A 19,823-nucleotide genomic window follows, 5' to 3' on the forward strand; every position below is an offset into this window, starting at 1 on the left:
CAAACTTTAAAAAGGATAAATTCATTATGGCATACTCTTTACCTGCCCTTCCTTATGCTTATGATGCGCTTGAACCGAACATTGATGCTAAGACCATGGAAATTCATCACACGAAGCATCATCAAACCTATATCAACAATATTAATGCCGCGATTGAGGGAACTGAATGGGAAAAATTGACTATAGAAAAACTGGTGAGCAAAGTGGATGAGGTTCCCGCCGACATCAAAAATATTGTGATCAATAACGGTGGTGGTCATGCTAATCATTCATTGTTCTGGACTGTGATGAGTCCAAAAGGCGGTGGTGAACCTGTCAATGAAGTTGCACATGCCATTAATAATGAACTGAGTGGGTTTGATGCATTTAAAGATGCTTTTACCAAAGCAGCGATTAGTCGATTTGGCAGTGGATGGGCATGGCTTAGCGTAACGCCAGAGAAAAAATTGATCGTTGAAAGTAGTGGTAATCAGGACTCCCCTTTAATGCATGGTAACACACCTATTTTAGGTCTGGATGTATGGGAACATGCCTACTATTTGAAGTATCAAAACCGTCGTCCTGAATATATTGCTGCATTTTATAATGTTGTCGACTGGCATGAAGTTAATCGTCGTTATCTGGGTGCGATTCGATAAAGAGAGCTTTGATTTGAATACAACAATGGGTTTTTACGAGATGCCTCTCTTTCATCTATTCCGTTTTTTTCTTGGTTTATTGATTTTAATGGGAGGATTAATGGTGATGATATATCACTTCTTTTAGAATCAATGAGCATATATATTCTTCTTTGTAGAGGGTTTTTTAAAGGATGAAAATGCCCTCTTTAAACTAAAAAATTAGACTTGATTAAACTTAACAACAAATTAAAAATGGATTTATTACAAAAATAATTAAAATTATATCAACAATATTTAAACACTTTTTACCTCTATGAGCTTCATTTTAAGATTAATCTAAAGGTTAGGTACTTATGCCTCATCAAGAAGATTGATTATGAAAAAACTTACTATGGCAGTTGTAGCAGGTTCTTTTGCTTTATTAAGTGCAACAGCCTTTGCTTGTCCAAAAGGCACTCAGTTACAAGGCGGAACAGGTCCACACCACAAAGGTGGAAAATGTGTTGCTGTAGCAGGTAAACCCGCTCCCGCTAAAGAAAAAATGACCATGAAAACAGATAAAGAAGCAGCGAAGGCCAAATCAGCAACACATTCTTAAAGTTCTAAGTGAACAAAAAAGCGAGATTATAATCTCGCTTTTAATTTAGATGAATACACTCTTTTAACGTTTTGGATCAGTATTTCCTAAATTAGGATTTGCAATCGCATCTTTACATTGTGCTTTATCGCGCTCGTAATCCAGTTTTCTTTCTACAGCAGTTTTATTACCATCCAGAGTTTCACGCGCCCAGCTATCCAGTGAAGTCAATGCTTTACGACATAAAGCGTATTTTCCTTCTGTCACTGAATCCGTCATTTTCACGTTAATCCGCCAGTCTGTGCTTAATTTACGCAGTGGTTTACGGACTTTATCATCCAAATCTGCTTTCTGATTCTGGTATACATAATGATCGATCTGGTTAATTAATTTCCAGGCTTCATTTGCATAGGTCGTTGCATCATTGGTCAGTTTTGGCGCAGCTTTGATTTCAACCTTTTCTTGAGTATTTGTCTGGTTGTCATGACTGCAACCTACCAATAATATACTTACAAAAAGGCATGCAGTTAAACCAGAAGATTTTAGTGTTGAGTTGATCATCCACGGTTATCCGTCTGAATATTTCGGCACTATGCTAGTAAATTCCGATTCAATACTCAATGCCTGTTTGAAATTGATCTTTGCATACGGTTGAAATCATTGAATAGACTTTATCTTGTGGGGATAACTTCATTGACTTTATCAAGCACTTATTTTTCATAATTACAGTTACGTATCCAGGCCTAATATGTCTCAGATTAAAATTTATGCACATCAGCTCACCATTCAAAAATACAGGGCTCAACTTTCAAATGCGATTCATCAAGCACTCGTCGAAGCACTACACTACCCTGTAGAAAAATGTTTTCAGCGCTTTATCGTAATGGAACAAGACAATTATATTTATCCAAATGACCGAAGTCATTTTTATACCATTATTGAAATCTCAATGTTTACTGGTCGAAGTACCCAGAGCAAAAAGTTACTGATTAAAAAAATATATGACTATATTGAAGATAAAACTGACATTTCTCAGCAAGATATTGAAATCACTATTTTTGAAACGCCCAAAGAAAATTGGGGAATTAGAGGCAAAAATGCAGATGACTTGACTTTGAATTATCAAATTAACGTTTAAAGCTTTTGATAAGGTTTATTGCTTAAATCATTCAATCTATTAGACTATTTATTAAACAACAAAAGTCATTTTTTTATGTGAATGTAAGCTTAATTCATGCAAGAGTTCTGTTATGCTTAAGAACCTTACTTCTTGCATGGATGATTCGCATGAGCGTCACGATTGGTACTCCCCTTCAATCTTCTGCATTTAAAGTTTTATTATTAGGTTCGGGAGAGCTTGGAAAAGAGGTCGTCATTTCATTACAGCGCCTTGGGGTCGAAGTTCATGCGGCAGATCGCTACGATCATGCGCCAGCAATGCAAGTTGCACATTATTCATATACGCTTAATATGGCAGATCCTGTTGAGCTGAAAAAACTGATTGAAAGCATTCAACCTGATTTAATTGTTCCAGAAATTGAAGCAATTGCCACAGAAGTTTTAATTGAAGTTGAAAATAATAAACTTGCCACAGTCATTCCTTCTGCCAAAGCTGTAAATCTCACGATGAATCGTGAAGGTATTCGTCGCTTAGCTGCAGAAGAACTTGGTTTACCAACATCGGCATATCGTTTTGCCGACTCTTTAGAAAGCTTCCGAGCTGCGTGTGATGACATTGGTTACCCAAACTTTGTAAAACCTGTAATGTCTTCTTCTGGTAAAGGTCAGTCACGTGTCAAAAGTTTTGAAGAAGTTGATGCTGCTTGGGATTATGCACAAACTGGCGGGCGTGTGAAGCAAGGCAAGGTAATTGTTGAATCACAAATTGATTTTGATTTTGAAATTACTTTACTTACTGTACGTGCTAAAAACCCAGAAACAGGTGCAATTGAAACTCAGTATTGTGATCCGATTGGCCACCGTCAAGACGCTGGTGATTATGTTGAAAGCTGGCAACCGCAAGCGATGACAGATGCAGCACTTACAGAAGCAAAGCGTATCGCACATAAGGTTACTGTGGCACTGGGTGGTTGTGGTATTTTTGGTGTCGAACTCTTCATCAAAGGTGATCACGTGTGGTTTAGTGAGGTTTCTCCACGCCCACATGACACAGGTTTAGTGACTTTAGCATCTCAATTTCAAAGTGAATTTGAACTTCATGCACGCGCAATTCTAGGCTTACCAGTCAATACAACTCGTCATAGCGTGGCAGCAAGTGCTGTTATTTATGCGGGTGTAGATGCGGACAACCTCAGTTTCAGTCAGCTCAATCAAGCATTAGCGCATCCAGAAACTGATCTACGTTTATTTGGAAAACCAGAAGGCTTTAAAAGACGTCGTATGGGCGTAGCCACTGCACGAGCTGAAACTACCGATCAAGCTAGAGAATTAGCAACCCAAGCCGCTGAACACGTCCAAGTTATTGTTGCAAGTAATCAATAAACTGAGTATGAGACCATTTTTATGATTATAACTTCACCATTGCTCGACTACGTCACCAGTCATCAAGATATTAAAGCAATTAATCAATGGCGCGCCGATGTTGAGCAGCAGTTACAGGAGTTTTATGAAAATGGTTACTCCATACGGGATATTGTTCTAGCACGTTCAAATCTGATTGATGAAGCCTTAACTTTTCTTTGGAAACATGCAGGCTTGGATCAATCTGATCTTGGACTATTTGCTGTGGGTGGGTATGGCCGTCGCGAGATGCTGCCTTACTCAGATGTAGATATCATGATTTTATCTGAAAATGACATTAGCCCAGAGCATGAAAAACAAATCTCTGGGTTTATTTCATCACTTTGGGATGTTGGTAATTTTAAACCAGGAACCAGTGTACGCAGTATTCAAAACTGTGTCGAACAAGCCACCAATGATTTAACAGTAGCGACAACACTGATTGAGTCGCGGCTGATTACCGGTAATCCTGATTTGGCAAAGTGGCCGAGACGAATTGTTTCACAAACCTGGACAGACAAGACCTTTTTTGATGCAAAAATGGAAGAGCAGGCAAAACGTCATGCTCAACATAATAATACCGAAAGTAATTTAGAACCAGATATCAAAAATGCGCCTGGCGGCATTCGTGATATGAACCAAATTGGCTGGATTGCAAAACGCCATTTTAGAGTCAATCGTATTTATGATCTTGTGCATCTGGGTTTTATTACAGAATACGAATTAAAAGTACTCGAAGAAGCTGAAAGCTTTTTATGGGAAATTCGGCATCATTTGCATCTTTTAAGCAAGCGCGATGAAAATAGACTTTTATTTGATCATCAGCGTGAAATTGCAGCAAAATTCGGCTATACCCGCGCTGAAGGCCAGCCTGTAAATTTTGCAGTTGAACAGTTTATGAAGCGTTACTATCGCACTGCTCAGCAAGTTTCAACACTGAATGAAATGCTTTTGGCTTATTTTAACGAATCGGTTATTACACCACGTTTGCCAAACTACGAACGTAAAATTGAAGAAATCAATGAAAATTTTAAGCTTGTCGACGGCAAATTAGCAGTACAGCATCATAAAGTTTTCTCAGAAAATCCAAGCGCGATTTTAGAGCTATTTTATTTACTTGCGAACCACCCTGAAATTGAAGGGATTCGTGCTCGAACATTACGTTTGCTGATTATGGCAGCAAAAAGGATTGATCAGGAGTTTCGCGACAACCCAGCGCATCAAGCCTTATTTATGGCCATTATTCGTTCACCATACCGTTTATATGACACGCTCGTTGATATGAAACGTTACGGTATTCTGGGTAATTATATTCCAGCATTTGGTCAAATTATGGGCCTCATGCAATATGATTTATTTCACATCTATACTGTCGATGCTCATACCTTATTACTGATTCGTAATTTAAATCGCTTCAAAGAGCCCGAATTTGCACAGCACTTCCCTGTGGTTAGTTCAGTTTTCCAGCGTCTTGCACGTCGTGACATCGTTTATCTAGCCGCAATTTTTCATGATATTGCCAAAGGTCGTGGCGGAGATCACAGCGAACTTGGCGCCGAAGATGCAATCGAATTTTGTCGTGCACACGGTTTTACTGAACGTGAATGTAAGCTGGTTGCATGGTTAATTCATAATCACTTACTGATGTCTTTAACTGCTCAAAAGAAAGATATTTCTGATCCAGATGTCATTAAAGAATTTGCCGAAAAACTAGGCGACATGGAACATTTAGATTATCTGTATACACTTACTGTTGCCGATATTAATGCCACCAATCCAAAGCTTTGGAATACATGGCGCGCCTCTTTAATGCGTCAGCTTTATACCTATTCTAGAGATGTGATTCGCTCTGGACTTGGCCGCCCTGTCGACTATCAAATGCTGATTGAAGATACAAAATTTTCGGCAAGTGAAACTCTAGTGAATGAATTCTCATTAGATGCCGTAGAAAAGGTCTGGCAAGAACTCGGTGATGAATATTTTCTGAAAGAATCTGCCGATGAAATTGCATGGCATACCCGTGCTATTTTACAGCATGGTGATAATCCAGCACCAATCGTGTTATTACGCGCGCATCGTCAGTCTGCCCAAGATGCCGTACAGATCTTTATCTATACACAAGATAAACCCAATTTATTTGCCACAACTGTTGCAGTACTGGACCGGATGAACCTTGATGTTCAGGATGCACGTATTATTACTGCAACCAAGGCATTTAGCTTGGATACCTATGTGGTTCTAGATCGCTTTGGTACGCTTCTCACCGACCCAGAACGTGAACACACCGTCAAAGAAGCACTGATTAAAGCTCTCAGTCAATCTGATAAATATCCAGGTCTGATGCAACGACGTATCCCGCGTCAATTGCGTCATTTTGATATTGAAAATACCGTCGATATTACCTTAAACCCTGTGTTACAACAAAACATGGTAGAGATTTCCACACTGGATCAACCAGGGCTTCTGGCCAGAGTTGGAGGATTATTTATGATGCAAGGTCTGGATATCCATTCAGCTAAAATTGCTACACTGGGTGAACGCGCAGAAGATATTTTCTTTGTCACCAAAAAAGATGGTCAACCGATGACCACCGATGAAGCACATATTTTTTCTGCTCAATTAAAGCTAGCTTTAGATGAAGCATCTAATCAAATTGTTAGTCAACATTAATACTTTTCGTTACTGGTAACTGTTTAATGAACTCAAGCTTGTCTCTTTTACATCCCTATCCTTTTGAAAAATTGAATGTACTTTTCAAAGATGTCACGCCAGCAGATTTGCCATTAATTCCCCTTTCTATTGGCGAACCTAAGCACCCTGCGCCAGAATTTGTAAAACAGGCCATCATTGATAATTTTAATCACTTATCGACTTATCCAAATAGTAAGGGCTTACCTGAACTCCGTGAAAGTATTGCAAGATGGTTAACTCAGCGTTTTCAGCTTAATCATATTAGTTCCGAAGATCACATCTTGCCAGTTACAGGCACACGTGAAGGAATTTTCTCTTTTGTACAGGCACTGATTAATCGTGACGAAGCACCTTATGTCGTCATGCCAAATCCCTTTTACCAGATTTATGAAGGTGCAACTTTACTTGCGGGTGCAAAACCTTATTTTATCAATTGCACCGCAGAGAATGACTATTTAGGTGACTTTGATGCAGTGCCTTCGGAAGTATGGGAAAAGACTGCATTACTTTTTGTGTGTACTCCAGGCAACCCAACGGGTGCTGTACTTTCGAAAGAAAAGCTTAAAAAATTAATTCAATTGTCTGATCAATATAATTTTGTGATCGCATCAGATGAGTGCTATTCGGAATTATGGTTTGATCAAGCACCTGTTGGTTTATTAGAAGTGTGTGCTGAAATCGGACGCGATAATTATAAAAACTGTATCGTTTTTCATTCATTATCCAAGCGCTCTAACTTACCAGGTATGCGTTCTGGCTTTGTTGCAGGTGATGCTGAACTTTTAAAACCTTATTTAAAGTTCCGTACTTATCATGGTGCTGCAATGCCTGTACAACATCAACTTGCTTCGATTGCTGCATGGAATGATGAAGCACATGTTGAAGAAAATCGTCAGCAATACCGTGCTAAATTTAATTTGTTCCAGTCCGAACTGGGTCAGTTGATTCCTCTAAAAAAACCAGATGCTGGATTTTATTACTGGTTACACGTGGATAATGACGAAGCCTTTGCAAAAATGCTCATGGAAAAAGCACATATTAAGGTGCTACCAGGTCGCTACTTATCACGTGAAACAGAACAAGGCAATCCAGGTGAAAATCACGTGCGCATGGCATTGGTCGCAGATCTGGCGCAATGTGAACAGGTAGTTCAACGCTTGAAGAAAGTTCTTTAACAGCCCATATAAATTGGTTTTGTAGAAAATAAAGGCTCAGTTTCAACTGAGCCTCTATTTAAGTGGATTATCGAGAATTCGCTACAACAATTGAACCAATAATCCCTGTTGCAATAGCCACTAAAACATAGTCGCCATTAATCTTAAGCCAACGATGTCCACGCGGCGGCGCAGGTAGATCATGACGCTTCCAGTCACTTACATAGTGTTTGGAATTACTGCGATAATCACGTGGAACACGATCACCTTTTTTCCAATCTAAATGAGGACGAGGACCATTATCGTGGGCTGGCCCTCCCTGAGGTCCATCACGACGATCATCCATTCTATGCTGTTTCATATCATTCGGGCCTTGTGGTCCTTGTACAGCATGTCGCATTTCAGGATCACGATCATCAGGCGGAGCAGCAAAACTTGCCACACTACTTAAAAGTAAACTTGATGTAATAAACGCAATTGCTATTTTTTTAGTTAACATGATTAAACCTCGCAAATTTTGTATATTCATCTTACTGCTCAGACCATAAAAGAAAATGAAGACTATCTTTTTGCTTTGTTTATCGTTTGTGTCTAAACACACATTTTTACACATTACAAGTTAGAGAAATAACATTTAAATGTCCGCCTATTCTCATTTAAAAATCAAAACTTGCACTGAGCATAAATGTACGTGGCAATCCGGCAACCAAATAACCATTATTGGTATTGGAACTGCTATTGATATTGTCGTACAAACCTACCGATGCCCAATAGTTTTGATCAAAGACATTATTGATTTTGAAATTAAATGTGGTTGGCGTTTGCCCTAATTGAGTTTTGTAAATTGCCCCTAAATCGAGCGTAGTCCAGTCTTTCACCTTAAATGTGTTGTCTAGGCTTGCATAACTTGATCCGGTATAAACCAGTTGGGCATTAAGCGAAATATCTGCTGCAATGGGTAGTTTCCAGTCCGCTCCAATGTTAGCCTGAAACTTAGGTACACCCACCTCATCCTTTGAATCATAAGCAATCGACCCAGTATTTTCTTGTTTAGCATGCATCCATGTTGCACCGCCTAATACAGTAATTGCATCGGTAAGTTTGCCATAAGCATTAAGTTCAACACCTCGATGAACATATTCACCTGCATCACTAAATACCTGATTTTGAATAACAGCACGCTGTTTGTTGATATCAAATAGACTCAAACTTGCACCGAAAGTTCCATTTTCATACTTTGTTCCAATTTCTTTTTGTTTTGCAACAAATGGCTTTAATGTAGTTGTGGTGCCATTATTGGTATTACTTAAACCCTTGGCCAACGACTCAATGTAATTACCATACACCGAAATTTCTGGTGTTAACTTGTATGAAACACCTAATACTGGTGTAAATTTGCTTTCATCATAGGCGGTTTTTTCCCCATTATTATACGCATAATTATCTTGCATAATCGTTTGATATCGCCCACCAAACATTAGATTAAGTCGATCATCAAGTGCCTTTAGGTTGTCTCCAATTGCAATACTTCTTAACCGTGTACGTGTCGTCAGTTTGGGTGAATTCAACTCATTTCCAGAATATACAGGCGATGTTGCAAGTGGCTGATCGTATTGCACTGGCATATATAAGTTGTTGGTATATTGATTCGCAAAATCCATAATGTAGGCATTACGGGAATTCAATTGAAATGCCGATGCTGCAAGTACGAATTGATGCGATATGTCGCCAGTATTCAGTTTGGTACGCAGACCGATTTCTCCTGTATTGACCATATCTACCCGAGCATTGTCAAACCGATAAAATGTGCTATCACCCGTACTTGCATTACTCAGTGTAAGATTAGCTAAGCTATTACGCTCTTCACCATGACGAAAACCATAGGCTGCATAGGCAGTAACAGCATCAGTCAGATCATATTCTGCACGGTAACTTCCAAAATAATTTTCTTCATTTGAATAAGTCCATTTTTGCGCATAATTACTTGATGCTTTAACCGCAGAAGGCACACTCGTTATAGCAGCACCTAATGTTACATTGGGTCTAGTCGCCTCTAGTCTATTATTGCTATATCCCATATCGCCCGATAGACGCAAACGCCCACCTCGATAGTCTAGCCCTATCGCAGTCAAACCTAACGTATTTTTTTCATGATCAACCGCGGTATGACCACCATGATAAGCCGTATTGACTCGCACACCAAACTGTTGATCCTCTCCAAAACGTCGGGCTACATCGCTAGCAACATACCCTCCATTAAAATCGGTTCCTAACGTGACACGATTTAAAGGCTCATTTCCAGCACGTTTAGGCAACAGATTTATTGCACCCCCAATACCACCACTACTTGGCATCGCCCCATTTAAAAATGAAGAAGCGCCTTTCAATAATTCCACACGTTCGAACAGTTCAGTCGGTATGTACTGACGAGGTAAAATAGAATACAAACCATTGTAAGCAGTATCATCTGAGCCAAGATTAAAACCACGAATATAATAATTTTCTTGAAAATTTCCAAAGCCACGCCCCACCCGTACACTTGGATCGGCTTTAAGTACATCACCAACACTCTTTGCTTGACGCTCTTGGATGTATTGATTGGTGTAGCTACTCAAATTAAATGATGTATCCAAATTTTTTTGATTTCCAAAAATACCAATTCGCCCTCCCGATGCAACCTGACCTCCTGCATAAGCCTCCATGAGACCATCTGCCGATGCATCTGCACTTGCGACCACGCGGATGGTTTCAAGTACTGTGACAGTTGTGGAGTTTTGTTGAGATTCATCTAGTGAAGCTTGTGCTTCAGCATGAATAATTTGCGTACCAGATACACAGGCCATGAGCATGACCAAAGGTTTGATTTTTCGCATAGCTGACTCAGGGAGAGAAATTACACAAATACTAAATGAGAATAATAATAATTAAAAGAATGATTATTAAATAAAATACATTCTCATATTCTCTAACCATGCTGCTAATGATTGTGATTGTTGGAGCACAAACCCTCAACCTGAAAAAATAGAATCATGCATAACCAATTAAAAGTATTGAAAAGATGCAAAATGCCCCACCTGAGACATAATATAATCTACAAGAATTCCGTTGTAAAAACTGCATTGACTTATTGAATGTCAGAATACGAACCAGAAACAGATTCCAACCCAGAATCACCATCCAGATTGAAATTGAAAGTTTTTCATACCAATTAAATTTTTCAGCAATTAAAACACTCAAGCTACTGTAAAATAATATATTTTTTGGATTAAAAATACTGGATTGAACACCTTTGATTAAATGCAATTTTCCTTTGCAGATGTTTGAGTCATTTGCATGTGTCAAATTCAATGGTGATTTGGCATAACGGATGCATAAACAAGAAAGATAGAGTAAATATAAAATACCGATCCACTTGATGACTATTAGCACATTTTTGTCGCTGCTGATCAGTAGTTGTAATCCAATAAATACGAAAGCAATAATGGCTGCATTTCCAAACGCTATTCCGCAACAAACTCTGACGGCAGCATGCTTATCTGATTTGATCAAGGTCGTTAAAATCAGAAAAAAATCTGGGCCTGGCGAAAGTAAGGCAATAAAATGAGTAACTGCAATCGCAACAAATAGTTCCATGCTCGGCGTCCCTTATAAATGAAAGCATGAGCATAAGAAAACCTGAATGATTACTCTTGTATAAAATTGCGCGAAAAATGCTGTTGATAGTCTTTCGGTGAAATACCCGTCAAACTTTTAAATACACGATAAAAATGACTTTGATCAACAAAACCGAGATCATAGGCAATATGAATAATGGCTTTACCTTTTTTTAAAAGCTCACGTGCTTGATTGACTCGCATATTAAGCTGAAAAGCATGAGGCGTAAGACCGAAGTTTTTCTTAAAAAGCCTGATAATAGCGTAGCGACTGATTCCACCATATCGAGAAAGCTGCTCCAAAGAAATAAAATCGTCATGTTGGAGCAAAATTTCTAGCAGTTTACTGAGCAAATTCGTCGAATTTTTTTTGTCATTTAAATACTTCAATTGTAAGGATGGAAAAATAATCTGATTTAATGTTTCTATCAAAAGCTGTTCTTTTTCTAATATGGTTCGTTCACTATCAAATAGCATTGTATTTAAGTGACTAAAATGCTGATAAATTTTAGGATGATGAATAATTTCTGGTTTTAACTCTGGAATTTGGCTGCCAAAACTTTCTGCAACAGTTTCCTCAAAAAACTGTTTTACCCAGTTTAATTCAAGATGCATCATCTGGTAACTCCAAGTCTGGTTAGGCAATGGATTACAAGAATGTTCAAGATAAGCAGGAATGCTTACCACTGTACCCGCACTAATTTCCATATTTGTATGCAAATAGCTACTAAAATAGCTTTTACCAGAATCTACAGCACCAATTGAGAATGTTGGATGACTATGTGCTTTATAACAAATACGACTCATACATGCCCTACGTGTTTCCACATAAGGCATACGAGGATCGGTCCAAAACTGATTTGATAAATGAGTCATTGTACTTATAGAATTAGATGTATAAATAGCGACTCAGTTATGCCAATGCTTTCTCGATATCTTCTTCCAGACTCTCAGGTTTGGTGGTTGGCGCATATCGATTCAACACTTTTCCGTCGCGTCCGACCAAGAACTTGGTGAAATTCCATTTGATATTTTCACTTCCCAAAATCCCCTTTGCTTCACGAGTCAAATAACGAAATATCGCATGCGCTTCAGGACCTTTTACGTCCACTTTGGCAAACATAGGAAAGCTCACACCATAATTACGCTGGCAAAAAGCACCGATTTCGTTATTGCTTCCTGGGTCTTGTCCTCCAAATTGATTACACGGAAAGCCCAGAACCTCAAACCCACGATCTTTATATTTTTCGTATATTTTTTCCAGACCCGCAAATTGGGGAGTAAACCCGCATTTGCTGGCTGTATTGACAATCAAAAGTACTTTCCCCTGATAATCGGCTAGTGATTTTGTATCACCTTCTAATAGCTCAGCTTCAAATTGGTAAAGGTTAGTCATGGATAAGTTTCCTCATCATTCTTTTCATCGGTTTTTAGTTGTAATGATGCCGAATTGACACAATAGCGTAATCCCGTCGGCTGCGGTCCATCTTCAAAAACATGCCCTAAATGAGCATCACAGTGATGACAAACAATTTCTGTTCTCACCATTCCATGTGAAAAATCATCGTGTTCCTCTATTGCTGTGGTATTAATCGGTTTGTAAAAGCTTGGCCATCCGCAACCACTATCGTATTTACTGATTGAAGAGAACAACTCAGTGCCACAACAGCGACATACATAGGTTCCTGATTGCTTAGTATTCCAGTATTGTCCTGTAAATGCAGGTTCAGTACCTTTCTGCCTAGTGATTCGGTACTCTTCTGGTGATAACTCTCTTTGCCATTCTCTTTCTGTTTTATTGAGCTTTCCCATAATGATTTCCCTGTCTATTTTGCTGTTTAAAATAGGATAATCCTATATTTACGTCATTCAATCTAAAATTTCTAGTGTTTCATTCACAATTTACAAAAACACTTATACTTTATAAAAAAGCAAAAAGAAAGCAATAAACCAAAACCAGGTAAGCATTAATTATTATTAGCATGCTTCTACGTAAGCAAAAAAAATGTTATGCTTCTGGCTATTCTTGCTCAGGATTAAAAAATGTCGCAGAAAAAAAGCGTTATTTTTAAAAACCTACTCCCTGTGATTAAACAATATCAACAGGCTGGATTCACGCATGAAAAAATTGTTGCTTTACTCAAAGACCAACATGATCTTGATCTTGTAACAACTGAAACATTTAAAAGCTATTTATATCGTTATGCAAAAGTGACCCCCACTCCATCCGAGAGCCTCAAAATGACGAACACAATTCAAACCCCACGAGAAATTAAAAAATCTTCTAAGCTCGAGCATGTATGCTACGACATTCGTGGACCTGTGTTACGAGCGGCCAATGAAATGGAAGAACAAGGTCATAAAATTATTAAACTTAATATTGGCAACCCTGCGCCATTTGGTTTCGAAGCACCTCAAGAAATTATTAATGATGTCGCATTAAATCTACCTAACGCGATTGGTTACACTGACTCCAAAGGTATCTTCCCTGCACGTAAAGCCATTTGCCAGTATTATCAGCAAAAAGGTATTCGCGATATGCACGTCAATGATGTGTATGTTGGAAACGGGGTATCCGAACTGATTGTCATGGCCATGCAAGGTTTGCTAAATGATGGCGATGAAATGCTGGTTCCAATGCCAGATTATCCACTCTGGACAGCAGCAGTAAATTTATCTGGTGGTACAGCAATTCACTATAAATGTGATGAAGAAAATAGCTGGTATCCAGATATTGTCGATATGGAAAGCAAAATAACGCCTAATACTCGTGGTATTGTGGTGATTAATCCAAATAATCCAACAGGTTCGGTTTATCCAAGACACGTGCTCCAGCAAATTGTAGCTTTAGCTAAAAAGCACGATCTGATTTTATTTGCCGATGAAATCTATGACAAGATTATTTACGATGGAATTGAACACGTAGCACTTGCCTCTCTTGCAGGCGATCAACTCTGTATTTCCTTTAATGGTTTATCAAAATCTTATCGTGTTGCAGGTTATCGTTCAGGCTGGATGGCGATTACAGGTGATAAATCACGTGCTAAAGATTACATCGAAGGTCTGGATATGCTGGCATCCATGCGCCTATGTGCCAACCATCAAGCACAATATGCGATTCAAACGGCTTTAGGCGGTTATCAGTCGATTAATGACTTGATTCGTCCAAGCGGACGTTTATACGAGCAACGCAATATTGCATGGGAAATGCTTAATGAAATACACGGCGTCAGTTGTGTAAAACCTGAGGGTGCCATGTATTGCTTTCCAAAACTAGATCCGAATATTTATCAGGTCGAGGATGATGAACAGTTGATGCTGGATTTCTTACGTGCAGAGAAAGTGCTTCTGGTACAAGGAACAGGATTTAACTGGCCAACGCATGATCACTTCCGCTTGGTCTTCTTACCAGCAGAGAATGAGCTTCGAGAAGCAATTACACGATTATCACGCTTTCTCGCAACGCGCCGTTAATTAAGAAAATTTAAAGCAATGTCCTGCTTAGACATTGCTTTTTTCATTTTATTCGTTATACCCTCCCCACAAATAAAAGCGCACCAAGATAAAGCAAAACTTTTATAATGGTTTCATTTCAGACCGTTTTACCTATAAAACTCCTCTATTTACCTATTTAACTAAACAAACTCTTCAAAATTTCTCCTATTTAATTTGGTCGAAATAAGTAAAATGATGGCTGAGTCCGTTAATTAAAATTAAAAAATAAATTGCCAATGATTTAACTGATCAAAATTCAAATAATAAATCAAATGTCTGGCATAGACATTGCTTTTCGATGGAAGACTAAAACACAGGATTGTCATAAATGATTCATAAAGCTGTTAAATCATTCGGTTTAGGGTTAACACTACTTGCTGCCTCAGTTTCACTCTATGCAAAAAATAACGTCGTTGTAGTCGCAACAGGTGGAACAATTGCCGGTGCCGGTGCCAGCTCGACCAACAGTGCAACCTATACTGCAGCAAAAGTACCAGTCGATGCACTGATCAATGCAGTACCTCAAATCAAAGATTTGGCCAATGTAAGCGGCATTCAAGCTTTACAAATCGCGTCTGAAAGTATTACTGACAAAGAATTATTATCTCTTGCCCGCCAAGTTAATGATCTTGTTAAAAAACCATCTGTAAATGGTGTTGTGATTACACATGGTACAGATACGCTTGAAGAAACAGCTTTCTTTTTAAATCTTGTGATTCATACGGATAAACCAATTGTTCTGGTTGGTTCTATGCGCCCATCAACAGCACTTTCAGCAGATGGCCCACTTAACCTTTATAGTGCGGTTGCGCTTGCTGCTTCAGATGAAGCAAAAAATAAAGGCGTGATGGTATTGATGAATGATTCAATCTTTGCAGCACGTGATGTCACCAAAGGAATCAACATCCATACCAATGCATTTGTAAGTCAATGGGGAGAACTCGGTACGCTGGTTGAAGGTAAACCTTACTGGTTTAGAAGCTCAGTCAAACGCCATACCAATGCGTCTGAGTTTAATATTGAAAATATCAAAGGCGACCAACTTCCTCTCGTTCAAATCGTATATGGTTCAGACTCCATGATTCCTGATGCGTATCTTGCCTATGCCAAGGCAGGCGCTAAAGCGATTATCAATGCTGGTACAGGTAATGGCTCTGTAGGTAACTATATTGTGCCTACATTAAAGAAATTACATGATGAACAAGGGATTCAAATCATCCGCTCATCACGTGTACCGCAAGGTTTCGTATTGCGTAATGCCGAACAGCCTGATGATCAATATGGCTGGGTGGTTGCACATGATTTAAATCCACAAAAAGCACGTCTGCTTGCTGCTTTAGCACTGACAAAAACCAATGATGCCAAAGAAATCCAGCGTATGTTCTGGCAATATTAATTCTTAAGTTCCAAACAAAAAGCCGATGTATTTACATCGGCTTTTTGTTTTTATTGCTCTGAATCAGGTTTTGTTGCAAAAATATTAGACAACGGTCTTAGACAGAGCATGTTAGAATAATCGGCGGTCGTGTTAAGGATTGATTTATGCAGTTTGTTCATCTTGGTATTCATACAGAGTTTTCGATTACAGAATCGATTGTGCGTATACCTGATCTTATTAAAGCTGCTGTTCAAGATGATATGCCAGCTTTGGCATTGACAGATCTATCCAATTTACATGCGGCCGTGAAGTTTTACACTTCTTGTCTCAAAAAAGGGATTAAACCAATTTTGGGGAGTGTGGTCAGATTAAATGATCCTGAGCATCGTATCACTTTGCTTGCCATGACCAATGATGGTTGGAAAGGCCTGACTGAAATTGTGTCACGTGGGCATATTGAAGGACAACAACTGAGCATTCCTTGTGTGCAAAAAGAATGGATTCTGGAGCAACATCAAGACATTATTGTATTACTTGGCCAGCATAGTGATGTTGGCAAAATGCTCTGCTCTTCTAACCCCCAAAAAGCAGAACCATTGCTTCAAGCGTGGCAAGAGAAATTTGGAAATCGGGTTTATATTGCTCTCACACGCACACAACGCGCGGGTGAAGAAGATTACATGGTTGAAGCTGTCAAACTCGCAGCAAAATATAATATTGGTGTCGTCGCGCACAACGATGTACATTTTATAGAACGTGATGATTTTGATGCTCACGAAGCCCGCGTGTGTATCGCAGATGGTTATGTACTTGCAGATCACCGTCGCCCACGCATTTATAGCTCTGAACAATACTTCAAAACCGCATCTGAAATGGAAGAATTGTTTTCTGACATTCCGAGCGCCATAGAAAATACCTATTATATTGCACAGCGTTGTAACGTTAGTCTGCAATTAGGGACTTACTTTTTACCAGATTATCCAATTCCAGATGGTTTCACCATCGATACCTATTTTGAACATTTATCTAAAGAAGGTTTAGAAGAACGTCTCAATCATTTATATCCAATTGAAACACGTGATCAAGACTGGCCTGAAATCCGTAAACCCTATGACGAACGTATCGAGTATGAAGTCGGAATTATTCTTAAAATGGGATTTCCTGGCTATTTCTTAATCGTCATGGACTTTATTCAATGGGCCAAAAGTAATGGTGTCCCTGTTGGTCCTGGACGTGGTTCGGGTGCAGGCTCATTGGTTGCCTATAGCCTTAAGATTACAGACCTTGATCCACTCCGTTACGATCTACTTTTTGAACGTTTCCTGAATCCTGAACGTGTTTCGATGCCCGATTTTGATGTCGATTTCTGTATTGCAGGTCGTGACCGAGTCATTGACTATGTGTCGCGCACATATGGTCGCGAAGCAGTATCACAAATCGCGACTTTTGGTACCATGGCAGCAAAAGGTGCCATTCGAGATGTAGCACGGGTATTGGGTAAATCTTACGGCCTTGCCGATCGTATCTCCAAAATGGTGCCAACCAAACCTCTGGGTGTCGATTTAAAGCAAGCGATTGAAATGGAGCCACAGCTCAAGGATATCGTAACCAATCCATCCAATCCAGATAATGATGATGCGGCCGAAATCTGGGAAATGGCGCTCAAACTTGAAGGAATTACTCGTAATACGGGTAAACATGCGGGCGGTGTCGTCATTGCGCCAGGTAAAATTACCGATTATTCGGCAGTACTGTGTGATGCAGATGGTACCAACCGCGTAGCTCAATATGATAAAGATGACGTAGAAGCTGCTGGTCTGGTTAAGTTTGACTTTTTGGGTCTGCGAAACTTAACCGTGATTGAAGATGCTGTTCAAAATATTAATAAAAGAATTCAGTCTGAAATACCATTAGATATTGCCAATGTTCCACTTGACGACAAAGATGCCTATTTAGTCTTTGCAGATGCCAACACTACCGCGGTATTCCAGTTTGAATCCGTGGGTATGAAAAAGATGCTTAAAGAAGCACGCCCAAGTAAATTCGAAGAAATTATTGCCTTTGTATCTTTATACCGCCCTGGCCCAATGGATCTGATTCCAGACTTTATTCATCGTATGCATGGGGGTGAGTTTGAATATCTGCATCCATTGCTCGAAAGTGTGCTCGAACCAACCTACGGGATTATGGTTTATCAGGAACAGGTGATGCAGGCAGCGCAGTTCTGTGCGGGATATACGCTCGGTGGTGCAGACTTACTTCGCCGTGCAATGGGTAAAAAGAAACCTGAAGAAATGGTCAAGCAGCGCCAAATCTTCATCAAGGGTGCAGCAGAAAAAGAGATCGACGAAGCAACAGCCAATCATATCTTCGACTATATGGAAAAATTTGCAGGCTATGGCTTTAACAAATCGCATGCTGCTGCTTATGCACTTGTTGCCTATCATACTGCATGGCTCAAAGCACACTATCCTGCCGAATTTATGGCCGCCGTATTATCGTCAGAAATGCAAAATACGGACAGTATTGTCTTTTTAATTGATGACTGCCGTAATAATGCACTTGAGGTTTTGCCACCTTCTGTCAATATGTCGTTGTACCACTTCCATGCCAGTGACGAGCGTACAATTGTTTACGGCTTAGGTGCAATTAAAGGTGTGGGAGAACAAGCCATGCAATCTGTGATCGATTCACGGATCAAAAATGGCCCTTACACAGACTTATTTGATTTTTGTCATCGTATCGATCTTAAAAAAATCAACAAACGAACCCTTGAAGCGCTTATTCGCGCTGGAGCACTTGATTGTTTACAAATCGAACGCTCTAGCTTAATGGCACAGTTACCCGAAGCGGTACAAGCGGCCGAACAAGCGCGGCAAAATCGTGAAACAGGAATTATGGATCTGTTTGGTGAAGTTGAAGAAGTTCAACGTAAACCTGCCAAGCCTGTCAAACCCTGGTCAGATGAAGTCCGACTCAAAGGCGAAAAAGACACATTAGGACTTTACCTTACAGGTCATCCAATTGATGTTTATCGTCCTGAACTGAAATCATTTATTCCAGCAAAACTCAATGAAGTGACCCCAACACGCCGTGGTGTCACGACTGTGTTTGCTGGCTTAGTTTTAGATGTTGCCAACTTTCCAAATCGTATGGTAATAACGCTGGATGATGGTACTGCGCGAATTGAAGTAAGCTGTAATCACGAACGTTTTCAGCGATTCAAAGACATCGTGGTGGTAGAACAGGTCGTCGTTATTGAGGGTGAAATCTACGAACGCGAAGGCTTTGATCGTCCAATGGCTCGTTTAAGTAAAGCTTTTAGCTTAAATGAAATTCGTCAAAAGCGTGCAAACCATATTCGTATTCAACCTGCCGAAGAACAAATATCTAAAACATTGGCTCATGATTTACAAAATATTATTTTGCCCTTTTGTAATGTCGATATGTGCCAACATATTCCAGTCATGCTGACACTCGAACAGCCCTATGCAACGGCAGAAGTTCATCTTGGACAAAACTGGAAAGTCGCGCCATTAGACGAATTATTAATCAAGCTGCGTGATTACTTTGGTAAAGATGCAATCTATATCGAATATCAAGTCAAATCCAAAGCAGCCAAAGCGGCTGAACCCGTTCGTAGCGCACCGTTAAGCCCACCTCCGCAAGATATCTCGATGGATGAAGCTATGGATTTATATCAGGCCGAAGTCTCACAATACTCTTAAGTTTTGA

General features: G+C 39.5%; 15 protein-coding genes and 1 pseudogene. 9 read left to right on the forward strand and 7 right to left on the reverse strand.

From position 1 onward, the window contains the following. The first annotated feature begins 26 nt into the window (after positions 1–26). Both F952_RS11265 and F952_RS17050 read left to right on the forward strand, forming a co-directional pair. Positions 27–638 carry a superoxide dismutase gene (locus F952_RS11265; RefSeq protein WP_004927507.1) on the forward strand — a complete coding sequence of 204 codons (612 nt, stop codon included), beginning with the start codon at positions 27–29 and terminating at the stop codon, positions 636–638. 358 nt (positions 639–996) lie between these two features. Further along, positions 997–1,194: pseudogene (locus F952_RS17050) on the forward strand (hypothetical protein); the annotation flags it as partial. 87 nt (positions 1,195–1,281) lie between these two features. Here F952_RS17050 and F952_RS11275 read toward each other — a convergent pair. After that, positions 1,282–1,758: a hypothetical protein gene (locus tag F952_RS11275; protein WP_004927510.1), complete on the reverse strand. Its 477-nt coding sequence runs from the start codon at positions 1,756–1,758 to the stop codon at positions 1,282–1,284. 187 nt (positions 1,759–1,945) lie between these two features. Between F952_RS11275 and F952_RS11280 the strand changes: the two genes are divergently transcribed. From F952_RS11280 to dapC, 4 genes are all read left to right on the forward strand, one after another. Continuing rightward, complete coding sequence (locus F952_RS11280; RefSeq protein WP_004927512.1) at positions 1,946–2,335, forward strand: tautomerase family protein; 390 nt, start codon at positions 1,946–1,948, stop codon at positions 2,333–2,335. A gap of 140 nt (positions 2,336–2,475) precedes the next feature. Beyond that, positions 2,476–3,699 (forward strand): formate-dependent phosphoribosylglycinamide formyltransferase, encoded by a 1,224-nt coding sequence (purT, locus tag F952_RS11285; protein WP_162937228.1) that lies wholly within the window; start codon positions 2,476–2,478, stop codon positions 3,697–3,699. Positions 3,700–3,720: 21 nt separating this feature from the next. Next, a complete protein-coding gene (gene glnD / locus F952_RS11290; RefSeq protein WP_004927516.1) occupies positions 3,721–6,387 on the forward strand; it encodes a [protein-PII] uridylyltransferase in 2,667 nt (888 codons plus the stop codon). Positions 6,388–6,413: 26 nt separating this feature from the next. Next, positions 6,414–7,583 (forward strand): succinyldiaminopimelate transaminase, encoded by a 1,170-nt coding sequence (gene dapC / locus F952_RS11295; protein WP_004927518.1) that lies wholly within the window; start codon positions 6,414–6,416, stop codon positions 7,581–7,583. 67 nt (positions 7,584–7,650) lie between these two features. On the opposite strand, the gene F952_RS11300 is transcribed toward dapC, so the two are convergent. The 6 genes from F952_RS11300 to msrB form a co-directional block, all read right to left on the reverse strand. Next, the gene (locus F952_RS11300; RefSeq protein ID WP_004927521.1) at positions 7,651–8,061 is read right to left on the reverse strand and encodes an RcnB family protein; all 411 of its coding nucleotides are present in this window, start codon (positions 8,059–8,061) and stop codon (positions 7,651–7,653) included. A gap of 157 nt (positions 8,062–8,218) precedes the next feature. Then, the gene (locus tag F952_RS11305) at positions 8,219–10,435 is read right to left on the reverse strand and encodes a TonB-dependent receptor (RefSeq protein WP_004927524.1); all 2,217 of its coding nucleotides are present in this window, start codon (positions 10,433–10,435) and stop codon (positions 8,219–8,221) included. A 154-nt stretch (positions 10,436–10,589) separates the two neighbouring features. Next, positions 10,590–11,195 carry a LysE family translocator gene (locus F952_RS11310; RefSeq protein ID WP_004927526.1) on the reverse strand — a complete coding sequence of 202 codons (606 nt, stop codon included), beginning with the start codon at positions 11,193–11,195 and terminating at the stop codon, positions 10,590–10,592. A 50-nt stretch (positions 11,196–11,245) separates the two neighbouring features. Beyond that, entirely contained in the window at positions 11,246–12,091 is an 846-nt protein-coding gene (locus F952_RS11315) for an AraC family transcriptional regulator (protein WP_004927529.1), read from the reverse strand. A 37-nt stretch (positions 12,092–12,128) separates the two neighbouring features. Beyond that, positions 12,129–12,611: a glutathione peroxidase gene (locus F952_RS11320; protein ID WP_004927531.1), complete on the reverse strand. Its 483-nt coding sequence runs from the start codon at positions 12,609–12,611 to the stop codon at positions 12,129–12,131. Then, on the reverse strand, positions 12,608–13,027 hold the full coding sequence (msrB, locus tag F952_RS11325) for a peptide-methionine (R)-S-oxide reductase MsrB (RefSeq protein WP_004927532.1): 420 nt from the start codon (positions 13,025–13,027) through the stop codon (positions 12,608–12,610). Before msrB ends, F952_RS11320 begins: the two co-directional genes overlap by 4 nt. Before the next feature lie 231 nt (positions 13,028–13,258). Here msrB and F952_RS11330 point away from each other — a divergent pair, with 231 nt between their 5' ends. The 3 genes from F952_RS11330 (at position 13,259) to dnaE (ending at position 19,816) form a co-directional block, all read left to right on the forward strand. After that, entirely contained in the window at positions 13,259–14,689 is a 1,431-nt protein-coding gene (locus F952_RS11330; protein ID WP_004927535.1) for a pyridoxal phosphate-dependent aminotransferase, read from the forward strand. A gap of 349 nt (positions 14,690–15,038) precedes the next feature. Then, on the forward strand, positions 15,039–16,106 hold the full coding sequence (locus tag F952_RS11335) for a type II asparaginase (protein WP_004927536.1): 1,068 nt from the start codon (positions 15,039–15,041) through the stop codon (positions 16,104–16,106). 146 nt (positions 16,107–16,252) lie between these two features. After that, on the forward strand, positions 16,253–19,816 hold the full coding sequence (gene dnaE / locus F952_RS11340; protein WP_004927539.1) for a DNA polymerase III subunit alpha: 3,564 nt from the start codon (positions 16,253–16,255) through the stop codon (positions 19,814–19,816). Positions 19,817–19,823 lie beyond the last annotated feature (7 nt).

This window comes from Acinetobacter baylyi DSM 14961 = CIP 107474 (genome assembly GCF_000368685.1).
In the GTDB taxonomy this organism is placed as follows: Bacteria; Pseudomonadota; Gammaproteobacteria; order Pseudomonadales; family Moraxellaceae; genus Acinetobacter; species Acinetobacter baylyi.